The sequence below is a fragment of the Streptomyces sp. NPDC005803 genome (genome assembly GCF_040630435.1).
GTDB lineage: Bacteria > Actinomycetota > Actinomycetes > Streptomycetales > Streptomycetaceae > Streptomyces.
Genome location: NZ_JBEXXO010000016.1, coordinates 153850 through 165510, shown reverse-complemented (window position 1 = coordinate 165510; position 11661 = coordinate 153850). Strand labels below are relative to the sequence as shown.

The following is an 11661-nucleotide window of genomic DNA, read 5'->3' as shown; positions in this document are numbered from 1 at the left end:
CATTTTTTGCGGTGTCTGCCGGCCGGGCCCCCACCCCCCCCCCCCACGCAGACGCGCCCCGCAGGGGACCCCGCGGGGAACCCGCACACAAGCCCGTCCGGCGATTGAGGACGGAACCCCGCACCACAGCACCCCGCACCCCGCAGGGGCCCCGCACCAAGCAACGGCCGCACCCCGCGGAGCGACCCGCCCCGGAACCCGAGCCGTGACGTCTCTGCTCGTACAGGTGCGTGATGAGGGCGAATCGCCCCGTTCCGAGCGGTCGGCAACCTATTCGTAACCCCGGACACCTGTCGCGCTACGCGCGTTGACTCTAGGCTGCGGCACGCAGTCTCCAGACTTGTCACCACCCTCACACCTCCCGCTGAACTCACAAGGGGACCGATGTCAGCGACACCGCAGAAGAACCGCGCGTCCCGGCGGGTGCTCGCCGCCGCAGCCGGTCTGGCCACCGTCGGCGCGCTGGTCGCCGCCATGCCGGCCGGCGCCCACGGGCACGGCAAGGGCCACGGCCATCACACGCCGGCCCGCACCGTCGACGTGCAACTGCTGTCCTTCAACGACCTGCACGGCAACCTGGAGCCGCCGGCCGGCTCGGCCGGCACGGTCGCCGAGAAGCAGGCCGACGGCACGACGAAGGCCGTCCCGGCCGGCGGCGTGGAGTACCTCGCCTCCTCGCTGCGTGCCGCGCGCAAGGGCCACCCGTACTCCATCACCGCGGCCGGCGGCGACATGGTCGGGGCGAGCCCGCTGCTGTCGGGTCTCTTCCACGACGAGCCGACCATCGAGGCGCTCAACAAGATCGACCTCGATGTGACGACCGTCGGCAACCACGAGTTCGACGAGGGCGCCACCGAGCTGGCCCGCCTCCAGAACGGCGGCTGCCACCCGGTCGAGGGGTGCTACGAGCAGGGCAAGAAGTTCCAGGGCGCCGACTTCCCGTACCTGGCCGCCAATGTGACGGACGAGAAGACCGGCAAGCCGATCCTCAAGCCGTACACGGTGTGGAAGAAGAACGGCGTCAAGATCGGCTTCATCGGGGTGACCCTGGAGGGCACGCCGAACATCGTGACGGCCAACGGCGTCAAGGGCCTGAAGTTCCACGACGAGATCGAGACGGTCAACAAGTACGCCAAGGAGCTGGACCGGCAGGGCGTGAAGTCCATCGTCGCGCTGATCCACGAGGGCGGCGCCCCGGCCTCGTCCTCGTACAACTACGACTGCGACAGCCCCGGCGCCGGTGACGGGATCTCCGGGCCGATCACCGACATCGCCAAGGGCATCTCGCCGAAGGTCGACGCGCTGGTCACGGGCCACACCCACCAGGCCTACGTGTGCACGATCCCGGACCCGGCGGGCAACCCGCGCCTGGTCACCTCGGCCTCGTCGTTCGGCAAGCTGTACACGGACACGACGCTCACGTACGACCGGCGCACCCAGGACATCGTGCGCACCGCGGTGAAGGGCTCGGCGAAGGCGTCGTCGAAGCACCCCGCGCCCGCGAACCCGGTCTCGGCGAACCACATCGTCACCCGGGACCAGGCCAAGGCCACCGACATGACCGACCTGATCGCCCGCTGGAACACCCTCGCGGCGCCGATCGCCAACCGGCCGCAGGGCTTCATCTCCGCCGACATCAACGGCCGCGGCTCCACGGCCCCCGAGAAGCCGCTCGGCGACCTGATCGCCGACGCGCAGCTGGAGGGTCTGGCCCCGGCGGACAAGGGCGGCGCGGTCGTCGCGTTCATGAACCCGGGCGGTATCCGCGCCGACCTGGTCTACAAGGCGACGGGCGGTGAGGGCGACGGTGTCGTGACGTACGGCGAGTCGTTCACCGTGCAGCCGTTCACCAACATGATGAACGTCGTCGACCTGACCGGTGCGCAGCTGGTGTCCGCGCTGCAGCAGCAGGTCAGCGGTTCGAACGAGGCCAGCCCGAAGATCCTCCAGATCTCGAAGGGCCTCACGTACACCCTGGACATGACGAAGGCCGGTGCGGCCCGCGTGGTCACCGACACGATCCGGCTGAACGGTGAGCCGATCGATCCGGCCACGTCCTACCGGGTCGCGATGAACGAGTTCCTGGCGGGCGGCGGCGACGGCTTCGCGGCCCTCGGCGCCGGCACGAACAAGCTGGTCGGTCCCTCCGACCTGGACCTGTTCAACGCCTACCTGGCCGCGCACTCCACGGCCGCGGCGCCGCTGGCACCGCCGGTGGCGGACCGGATCACGGTCGTGCAGTAACCCCTACGCGAGGGCTGGACGGGGCGGTGGGCCGGCGGGCCCACCGCCCCTTTTCCATGGGCCGGCGGGTCCCGGCGGAGGGCGCCGCACCCATGCGGTGCCCCCCCCCACCCGCACCCGCCCCCCGTGCGAAGCGCAGATGCAAGGTGCACGGTCGATCCGCATGAACGAGTCATGACAGCGGTGACTGTCGCGCCCCGGGCCGGCGTGGCACCTTTTTCCAGGCCGACGACATCGCCTGGACAGGGAGTTGTGCGTGAATCCGGAGTACGCCGCGTACTGCGAAGCGGACCGTGTCTTCTACGACGCGCCGCACCGCTCCGCCGCCGGGCCCCGGGCCGAGGAAGCCCTCTACGGCCCCGCCCGCGGTGCCGGCCCCGACGGATGGGAGCGTTCGCGGCGCGGGGACTGGCTCTCGTTCAGCCCGCCCGGTGTGCGGGTGCCGGCCCAGGGCTGGAAGATCCACGTGTCGGCCGCACTCGACAACGCGGAATCCGTGCTCGGCCGGGTTTTCGCCTTCTGCGTGGCGCGTCAGCTGCCCTTCAAGTGCGTCCCCGGGCCGGCCCTGCTGCTCCTGCGCAACGCGAAGTACGCGGACCGGGCGGGCAGCGGGAAGTTCATCACGGTCTACCCGCACTCCGAGGAGCAGTTCCCCGAGGTCTGCCAGGGCCTGATGGACCTCCTGGAGGGGGAGCACGGCCCGTACGTCCTCAGTGATCTGCGCTTGGGCGCCGGGCCGGTGCACGTACGGTACGGAGCCTTCGCGCCGCGCTTCTGTCCCGGCCCCGACGGGCGCCTCGTGCCCGCCGTCGCCGATCCGGAGGGCAGGCTCGTCCCCGACGCACGCGGTCCGGCCCTGAGCATCCCCGCCTGGGTGACGCCGCCGCCCTTCCTCCTGCCGCACCTGGAGGCGCGCAAGGCCGTCGGGCTGGCCGACGTGCCCTACCAGGTCGAGGGCGCCCTGCACTTCTCCAACGGCGGAGGCGTCTACGTGGGCCGGGACACCCGGACCGACGAGCGCGTCGTGCTCAAGGAAGCGCGACCGTACGCCGGGCTGGCGGCGGACGGGGCCGACGCGGTGGCGCGGCTGGAGCGGGAACGGGCCGCGCTGGACATGCTGGCGGGCCTGGAGTGCGTCCCGGACGTCCGGGACGTGATCGACGTGGGGGAGCACCGCTTCCTCGTGCTCCAGCACGTGGCCGGCGCCACCCTCAACTCCGTCTTCGCCCGCCGCTTCCCCCTGTCCCACGCGGAGCCGTCACCGGAAGCGATCGCCGAACACGCGGCCTGGGCACAGAGGATGTACGCCCTCGTCGAGGACGCCGTCCACGCCGTCCACGAGCGGGGCGTGGTCATCAGTGACCTCCACATGAGCAACATCATGGTCTCCGAGGACGAGTCCCGCGTCGTGCTGCTGGACTTCGAGGCCGCGTCGAGAACACGGGACCGGGCCCGGCAGATCGTGGCCAACCCGGCGTTCGTGGCCCCCTCCGACCGGCGCGGCGCGGACATCGACCGGTACGCGCTCGCCTGCCTGCGCCTTTCCCTGTACCTCCCGCTGACCACGCACTTCGCCATCGACCGGCGCAAGGCCGTACGGCTCGCCCAGGAGATCACGCGCGTCTTCCCGGTGACCGACGCCGAACTGCGCCCGGCCGTCGCGGAGATACTCCGCGAGGCCGCCGACGAGGACGGCGACGCGCGACGCCGGGCGGTCCCCGCGCACGGGGCGGGCACACGACTCGCACCGGACGCGCCGTCGCTGCCGGCGCCCGGGGACTGGCCGCGCAGCCGCGACTCGATGGCCCGGGCGATTATTGCGTCCTGCACACCGGAGCGCGAGGACCGCTGCTTCCCCGGCGACATCGCCCAGTTCGCGTCACCGGCCGGCGGGCAGTCCTTCGGCTACGGGGCCGCCGGGGTGCTCTACGCGCTCCACGAGACCGGCGCCCCGTCCTGTCCGCAGGCGGTGCAGTGGCTGCTCGCGAAGGCCAAGGACCCGGCTCCCGGCACCCCCCTCGGCTTCTACGACGGACTGACCGGCATCGCCTGGACCCTGGACCGACTGGGCCACCGGGAGCAGGCCGCGGAGCTCGCCCGGCTCATCGTGCGCCAGCCCCTGCAAGGCCTCACCGCCGACCTGCACAGCGGATACGCGGGCATCGCGCTCGCTCTCGACGACCTCGCCCGCGGCGCGGCCGCCGCCGACGGCCCCGCCCTCTCCCGCGCCGCCGACCACTGCGCCGCGCTCGCCGTCCAGGCCCTCACCGACGGCGCACCCGCCCACCGCACGGGACTGCTGTACGGCGCGGCGGGCGTGGCGCTGCTGCTCCTGCGCAGGTACGGGGCGACCGGGGAACGGCGCCTCCTCGACCTGGCCGGCACCGCCCTGCGCCGTGACCTGGCCCGCTGCCAGGAAGGCGCCGACGGGACGCTGCTGGTGGTGGAGGGCACCCGCACGATGCCGTATCTGGGAGCGGGCAGTGCCGGCCTCGCGACGGTCATCGACGACTACCTCGCCCTTCGCCCGGACGCGGAACTGGAGAAGGCACGGGCCTGCCTGATGCCCGCCTCCCGGTCCGCCTTCTACGTGCAGCCCGGCCTGTTCCGGGGCGTGGCCGGACTCGTCCTCCAGCTGGCCCGCACCCCGGCCGGCGACCTGAGCGACCGGCGACGCGTCATCCACCGGCACGCCGAGCTCCTGGGCTGTCACGCGATGCCGTACGAGGGAGAGCTCGCCTTCCCCGGTGAGCAGTTGATGCGGCTCTCGATGGACCTGGCGACCGGCACGGCCGGCTGCCTCCTCGCTCTCGGCAGCGCGTACGCGGACACCGGCGCGTCGCTGCCGTTCCTGCCGCCCCTGCGGCACACCCCGCCGCGTTCCGCGGCCCTCGAACCGGCCCCGTCCGGGGTCGTCAGTGAATGAAAACAACCGTCCCCAGGAAAGGACACCATCATGGCGCTTCTCGACCTTCAGACGATGGACACCCCCGCCGACGAGGCGTACGGCGACGTGGCCACGGGCAGCCAGGTCAGCCTGCTCGTCTGTGAGTACAGCTCGCTGAGCGTCGTGCTCTGCACCCCGTGACGACGTGTAGCCGAACCGGCCGGTGAGTACCCGCACCGACCGGCGAGTACGTCGCAGGCCGGCCCCGGGCGGCACGTCCGCCCGGGGCCGGCCCCACGCACATCCGCAGGTACGACGGGCCCGGGGCGGATACGGCCCCACGGAAGGGATCCAGGCGTGGACACCAGCGCCGACCGGTCGCCGACGGGCGGCCCACCGAACGACGGCCCGGCCGCCTCCGGCGCGCTGCCGCGCGCACTGGCCCGGCGCCGCCCCCTCGCTCTCACCGCGCTCCTGCTGTGTTCCGTCGGCGCGGCCCTGGCCGCCGTCGCACTGCCCGCCGTGCTGGGCAGCGCCGTGGACCGCGTCACCGCGGACGCGGCCGTGCCCTGGCCCGCGCTGAGGCTGGCCATGGCGCTCACCGTCGCCGAAGTCCTCCTGGACGCGGCCGTCGCGCTCCTCGGCGGGACCACGACCGCCGGGTTGACCGCGTGGCTGCGCGGCGCCACCGTCGACCGGCTCCTGCGGGCCGAACCCCGGCACGGACAGGCCTTCGCACCGGGAGACCTCACCACCCGGCTCACCGCCAACGCCGCCGACGCCGCCACCGCACCGGTCACCGCGGCCGGCTCCGTCGCCGGCGTGCTGCTCCCCGCGGGCGGCCTGACCGGCCTCGTCCTCGTCGACCCGTGGACCGCGGCCGCGCTCCTCGTCGGCGCTCCCGCCCTCGTCGTCCTCCTGCGGACGTTCGCCCGGCACACCGCCGACACCACCGCCGGATACCAACGGGCCCAGGCCGACCTGGCCACGCGGCTCACCGAGGCGCTGGAGGGCGCCGCGACCATCCGGGCGGCCCACACCGGAGCCCGTGAATACACCAGGATCCTCGAACCGCTCACCGCCCTGGACGTCCACGGCCGGCGCACCTGGCAGGTCTTCGGGCGGGCCACCGGCCACAGCGCCGTACTCCTTCCGCTGCTCACCTTCCTCGTGCTCGCCGTGGCCGGTCTGCGCCTCGCCGCAGGCGCCCTCAGCGTCGGAGACCTCGTGGCCGTGTCCCGGTACGCGGTGCTCACCGTCGGCGTCGGATCCCTGACCGGCGCACTGGGCGCGCTGTCGCGCAGCCACGCCGCCGCCCGCCGGATCGATCCGCTCCTCGCTCTTCCCGCGATGCCGCACCGTTCGGGCGAACTGCCCCCCGGCGGACCGGGAACACTGGAACTGCGGGACGTGGAGGTGATCCGCGACGGCGAGCACCTGCTGCGCAAGGTGAGCCTCACGCTGCCGGGCGGGTCGTCGACGGCGGTGGTCGGCCGCTCCGGTTCGGGCAAGTCCGTGCTAGCCGCCGTGGCGGGCCGCCTCACGGACCCCGACGCGGGCACCGTCACCCTGGACGGGACCGTGCTGACGGCAGTCGACACCACCGCGCTGCGGCGGGACATCGCCTACGCCTTCGCGCGGCCCGCCCTCCTGGGCACGACCGTCCAGGACACGATCGCGTTCGGCGTGAGCCGCCCCTCCGCCGAGCAGATCCGTTCGTCGGCACGGTCCGCGTCGGCGCACGGCTTCATCAGTCTGCTGCCGCTCGGCTACGACACCCCGCTGAGCGAGGCGCCGTTGTCGGGCGGAGAACGCCAACGCCTGGGCCTCGCCCGGGCTTTCGCTCACCCCGGCCGTCTCCTCGTGCTGGACGACGCGACCTCCAGCCTCGACACCGTGACCGAACGCGAGGTGCAGCGGGCCCTGGCCGACCGCGCCGGATCCCGTACGCGAGTGATCGTCGCGCACCGGCTGTCCTCGGCCGTGGACGCCGACCAGGTCGTCTGGATCGAGGACGGCGCGGTGCGCGCGGTGGGCCGGCACAGCGACCTGTGGGCCGACCCCTCCTACCGTGCGGTCTTCGCCGCGCCGGAGCGGTCGCAGGACGGCACGTCGGCCGGCGCGGGAGACGTGGCCGAGCCCGCACGCCCCGGCGCACCGCCGCCCTGTCCACGGGAGGACACCCGATGACGGTGGAGCCGCCCCGGGCCGCCGCGCGCCGCGCCGGCCGTCCCCGGCCCCCTGGGGTGACGTCCTCGCGGTCCCGGTCCGGGCGCGCCGCGCCGGACCGCTCCGCGCGGGACGGGGCCCTCGGCCGGGTCGTCCGCGAAGGCGTGCCGTTCCTGCGTGCCCGCGTCCCCGTCCTGGTGCGGCTGGGCGGCTGGTCGTTGCTGGAGTTCGGCCAGACGTTCCTGAGCGGCTACGGGGTGGCCCGCGCGCTCGACCAGGGATTCCTGGCCGGTCACCCGTCCACCGGGTTGCTGTGGCTGGCGGCGGCGGCCCTCGCCCTCCTGCCGGCCGGAGTCGCGACACGGAGGGTGTTCGCCCGACTGGCCGACCTGGTCGAACCGTTCCGCGACGGGCTGGTGCGTCGCGCGGTCGCCCGCGCCCTGACCACCGCCCTGGACCGTCCGGCGGACGCCACGGCCACTTCCGTCTCCCAGGTCACCCATCAGAGCGAGATCGCCCGCGACAGCTGGGCCGGGCTCGTGCTGACCCTGCGCTCCTTCGTGTTCACCGCGGCCGGGGCGCTGGCCGGGCTCGCGGCGCTGGCGCCCGCGCTGCTCCTGATCGTGCTCCCTCCGCTCATCCTCGGACTGGCGCTGTTCGTGGCCACGCTCGTCCCGATGGCGGCGGCCCAACGCGCCTACCTCGGCGCCGACGAGGCCTTCGCCGCGCACGCGGGACAGACCGCGTCCGCGCTCCGTGACATCGCGGCGGCCGGGGCGGCGGACCGGGTCGCCGCCGAGACCCGGATGCTCGCGGAACAGCAGGCCGGGGCCGCCCGCTCGCTGGCCCGTTGGGCCGCGGTGCGCGTCCTCGCGCTCGCCGTCTGCGGCCGGGTCCCTCCGCTCCTCCTGCTGCTCGCGGCGCCCTGGCTCCTGCACCGGGGGCTCACCGGGGGAGCGCTGGTGGGCGCACTGACGTATCTGACCCAGGCCCTCGCCCCGGCGGTGCACGCGCTCATGAGCATGCTGGGCACGGCCGGAGGCAGGCTGGTGGTGGTGCTCGACCGCTTCACCGACCCCGTGAGGCCGCCCGCCGAGCCCGCGTCCGCGCCCGCCGCGGGGGACGCACGGACCGGAGCGTCGGGGCCGTCTCCCGCCGCCGTGGCCGGCCAGGGCGGACCCCGTCCACCGGCTGGCGCGGTCGTCGGCCCACCGACCGGCCCGACAGGTTCCGCGGCTGCCGCCCCTGCCTCGCCGACCCGGGCGCCCGCGCCGCTTCCTCGTCCGGCCACCGCCGTCGTCGAACTGCGCGCCGTGAGCTTCGCCTACGGCCCGTCGGCCCGCCCCGTGCTGGACCGGCTGGACCTCGAGATCAGGGCGGGGGACCGCCTCGCGGTGGTGGGACCGAGCGGCAGCGGGAAGTCGACCCTCGCGGCGGTCCTCGCCGGGGTCGTCACCCCCACGCGGGGCGAGGTCCGGTGGCACGGCCGCCCCCCGTCCGCCGTGGACCCCAGGGGCGTGCGCACGCTCCTCCCGCAACAGGCGTACGTGTTCAGCGCGTCACTGCGCGACAACCTGCGCTACCTGCGCCCCGACGCGCCCGGGCACGACATCACCGACGCCGTGGCCGCACTCGGTCTTGAGCCCTTGTGCGCACGGCTCGGCGGGCTCGACGCGCGGGTCGAGCCCACCCGGCTCACCCTGGGCGAGCGCCAACTGGTGGCTCTGGGGCGGGCGTACGTGGCCACCGCCCCGCTGCTCGTCCTGGACGAGGCGACCAGCCACCTCGATCCGGCGGCGGAGGCACGGGCGGAGACGGCGCTCGCCGCCCGTGCCGAGACCCTGGTCGTCATCGCCCACCGCCTGTCCTCGGCCCGGCGCGCGGACCGGATCCTGGTGGTGGACGGTTCCCGGACCGTGCTCGGCACCTCGGCGGAGCTGCTCAGGAGCTCCGCCCTCTACCGCGACCTGACGGGCTTGTGGGCCCCGGATCCGGGCTGAGGCGCTGTTCCCGCCCCGCCAGGTGCTACACCGCGAGGCCCCGGTGCCTGAGCAGCCGGGGCGCCGACGGTCCGACGCGCCCGGCGGCGGGCCGGTGCTAGAGCCAGCCGAACTGGCTCGAGAGCCGTATGGCGTCCTGCCGGTTGCGCGCCCCCGTCTTCCGGATGGCGGCGGCCAGGTAGTTGCGTACGGTTCCGCGGGTCAGGTGGAGGGCACCCGCTATCGAGGTCACGGACTCGCCTTCCGCGGCGAGCGACAGCACGCTCAGCTCCCGCGACGATAAGGGCACCTCCGCCGCCTGTAACAGGCCGAAGGCGAGGGACTCGTCGATGTGCCGCCCCCCGTCGGCCACTTTGTGCATGACCTCGGCCAGGTTCTTCGGTGGTCCGTACTTGTCGATGTAGCCGCGAGCGCCCGCGTTGAACGCTCTGCGGAGCCCGCCGGGCCGGTCGCCCCTGGCCAGGACGACCAGCGCCCCGCCGTTGTCGGCGGACTTCCGGACGGAGTCCACCTCGCTCAGCACTTCGACGGAGTCCGGACAGTCGAGATCGGTCATGAATATGTCGGGGAGCGACTCTTCCACAGCGGCGCGCACGCCGCCCTTGTCCGCGGTCCGTACGCGAAGCTCGGCGTCGGCGCTGAGCAGGCTGGCCAGGGAAGCCCGCCACAGGGGCACGGCGTGTACCAACAGAAGCGTCGTCATGAGCGGGGCCCTCAGTTCCTGTGTCGGCGTGTGGAGCAACAGTGTGTGAACTGTGCCCAGTTCTCCGCAGGGTGTGCCGGGCTGCTCACGAACTGGCTCATTCCCGCATTCGATGGAAGCGATGGGGGCGTGCGAGAGCACGAGCGCGATGGTCAATGCGCCCTTATGTGCCTTCCCTTGCGCGTCACAGGGTCGCGAGGAACTCCCGTACCGCCCGCGCGAAGCCCTTCGGGTCCTGGAGCTGCACGAAGTGATCCGTCTCCAGGGTGACGAGCGAGGTGCGCGGGCGCAGTGACGCCATGGCGGCGGCCTGCTCGGCGGGGAGGGCCTGGCTCTTCCTGCCGTTGATCACCAGCGCCGGGCAGTCGCTCGCCAGCCACTGCGCCCAGTGGTCTCCGTGCACCTGGCGTTCGGAGTCGAGGGTGTCCTGCGGGTGGAACGGCAGCCGCCATCCGTCGCCGGCCGCCAGGGGGCGCAGCAGGGGCCCCACCATCGGGCCCACCGGGCCGCAGGCGGCGATCAGTTCCTCCCGGGTGGGGGCGGTGTAGGGGAAGCCCGCGAGGAAGGCCAGCGGGCCGGGGTCCTGGTGCGGCAGGTCGACCGGTGCGTCGGTGTTGACGAGCGCGGCGACCGCGGCCGGCCGGACGGCGGCGAGGTGCAGCGCGTTGACCCCTCCCAGGGAATGGCCGAGGGCGACGACCGGGCCGGGGTCCAGGTGGTCGAGCAGGGCGGTCAGATCGGAGACGTAACCCTCCCGGCCGTAGTCGGCCGCCCGGTCGGAGTCGCCGTGACCGCGCTGGTCGGGGGCGATGACCCGCCACTCGGGGCCGAGCTCGGCGGCCAGGTGGCCGAAGGAGGCGCCCTCGGAGAGATGGCCGTGCAGGGCGAGGAGCGGACGGCCGGTGGCGGGGCCGTGGTCGAGGTAGGAGAGGCGGCGGCCGTCGATGGTCAGTTCGCGTCGGAGCGCGATGGGATGCGTCATGACAGCGACTGTATGCGTGTATAGATCGTGCGCGCAATACGTTTGTATAGCGCGCTTGCCCAAGTGGGTGGACGTACGATCCCGGGCATGGGAAATCGCGAGGACTTGCTGGCCGGGGCGCGGCGCTGCCTGGAGGAGAAGGGATATCTCCGCACCACCGTGCGGGACATCGCCACCGCCTCGCGGGTCTCGATGGCGGCGATCGGGTACCACTTCGGCTCCCGCGAGGCCCTGCTCAACCAGGCGCTGTTCGCGGCCATCGACGAGTGGGGCCACCGGGTCGCGGCGGATACGGCTACGGACCTCGCGGCGGGGGGCGGCACGGCCGCCGAGCGGTACGCGGACATGTGGACGCGGGAGATCGACTCGTATCGCACCGACCGCTGGCTCTGGATCGCCTCGGTGGAGGCCTTCGTCCACGCCCAGAGCTCCCCGGAGCTGCTGGCCCTCCTGGCGGCCGGCCAGCGCGTGGGCCGCCGGGGGGTCGCGGCCCAGCTGACCGGAGCGCCCGAGGCGGAGGTCGCCGAGGAGGAGGTGCGGGGGCTCGGTTCGGTGCAGCTCGCGCTGATGAGCGGCGTGATGATCCAGTGGCTGACCGACCCGGACCAGGCCCCGGACGCCCGCGAGATCGCGGCGGGGCTGCGGGCGCTGGCGGGGCGGCTGGAGGGGGCGTAGC

Annotated in this window: 8 protein-coding genes; 6 read left to right on the top strand and 2 right to left on the bottom strand. The window is 73.7% G+C overall.

What is annotated here, in order from left to right; all coding sequences use genetic code 11:
- Positions 1-384: 384 nt before the first annotated feature.
- From ABZ454_RS23210 to ABZ454_RS23190, 5 genes are all read left to right on the top strand, one after another.
- Positions 385-2244 carry a 5'-nucleotidase C-terminal domain-containing protein gene (locus ABZ454_RS23210; RefSeq protein ID WP_359540419.1) on the top strand — a complete coding sequence of 620 codons (1860 nt, stop codon included), beginning with the start codon at positions 385-387 and terminating at the stop codon, positions 2242-2244.
- A 256-nt stretch (positions 2245-2500) separates the two neighbouring features.
- Positions 2501-5170: a class III lanthionine synthetase LanKC gene (gene lanKC / locus ABZ454_RS23205; RefSeq protein WP_359540417.1), complete on the top strand. Its 2670-nt coding sequence runs from the start codon at positions 2501-2503 to the stop codon at positions 5168-5170.
- Positions 5171-5200: 30 nt separating this feature from the next.
- Positions 5201-5332, top strand: coding sequence for a SapB/AmfS family lanthipeptide (locus tag ABZ454_RS23200; protein WP_356324820.1), 132 nt, complete (start codon positions 5201-5203; stop codon positions 5330-5332).
- A gap of 225 nt (positions 5333-5557) precedes the next feature.
- The gene (locus tag ABZ454_RS23195; protein ID WP_359540508.1) at positions 5558-7321 is read left to right on the top strand and encodes an ABC transporter ATP-binding protein; all 1764 of its coding nucleotides are present in this window, start codon (positions 5558-5560) and stop codon (positions 7319-7321) included.
- Positions 7318-9300, top strand: coding sequence for an ABC transporter ATP-binding protein (locus ABZ454_RS23190; RefSeq protein ID WP_359540416.1), 1983 nt, complete (start codon positions 7318-7320; stop codon positions 9298-9300). Before ABZ454_RS23195 ends, ABZ454_RS23190 begins: the two co-directional genes overlap by 4 nt.
- A 97-nt stretch (positions 9301-9397) precedes the next feature.
- Here ABZ454_RS23190 and ABZ454_RS23185 read toward each other — a convergent pair whose 3' ends face one another.
- Both ABZ454_RS23185 and ABZ454_RS23180 read right to left on the bottom strand, forming a co-directional pair.
- A complete protein-coding gene (locus tag ABZ454_RS23185) occupies positions 9398-10003 on the bottom strand; it encodes a response regulator transcription factor (protein WP_356324824.1) in 606 nt (201 codons plus the stop codon).
- Between the two features lie 184 nt (positions 10004-10187).
- Positions 10188-10985, bottom strand: coding sequence for an alpha/beta hydrolase (locus ABZ454_RS23180; protein ID WP_359540415.1), 798 nt, complete (start codon positions 10983-10985; stop codon positions 10188-10190).
- Positions 10986-11072: 87 nt separating this feature from the next.
- On the opposite strand from ABZ454_RS23180, the gene ABZ454_RS23175 reads away from it, so the two are divergent.
- The gene (locus ABZ454_RS23175; RefSeq protein WP_359540414.1) at positions 11073-11660 is read left to right on the top strand and encodes a helix-turn-helix domain-containing protein; all 588 of its coding nucleotides are present in this window, start codon (positions 11073-11075) and stop codon (positions 11658-11660) included.
- The last annotated feature ends 1 nt before the right edge of the window (position 11661 follow it).

Excerpts from the sequence above, each read along its gene's own strand:
- ABZ454_RS23210 (WP_359540419.1), top strand. The coding sequence starts at position 385 with ATGTCAGCGACACCGCAGAAGAACCGCGCGTCCCGGCGGGTGCTCGCC.
- ABZ454_RS23200 (WP_356324820.1), top strand. The coding sequence starts at position 5,201 with ATGGCGCTTCTCGACCTTCAGACGATGGACACCCCCGCCGACGAGGCG.
- ABZ454_RS23190 (WP_359540416.1), top strand. The coding sequence starts at position 7,318 with ATGACGGTGGAGCCGCCCCGGGCCGCCGCGCGCCGCGCCGGCCGTCCC.
- ABZ454_RS23185 (WP_356324824.1), bottom strand. The coding sequence starts at position 10,003 with ATGACGACGCTTCTGTTGGTACACGCCGTGCCCCTGTGGCGGGCTTCC.
- ABZ454_RS23180 (WP_359540415.1), bottom strand. The coding sequence starts at position 10,985 with ATGACGCATCCCATCGCGCTCCGACGCGAACTGACCATCGACGGCCGC.
- ABZ454_RS23175 (WP_359540414.1), top strand. The coding sequence starts at position 11,073 with ATGGGAAATCGCGAGGACTTGCTGGCCGGGGCGCGGCGCTGCCTGGAG.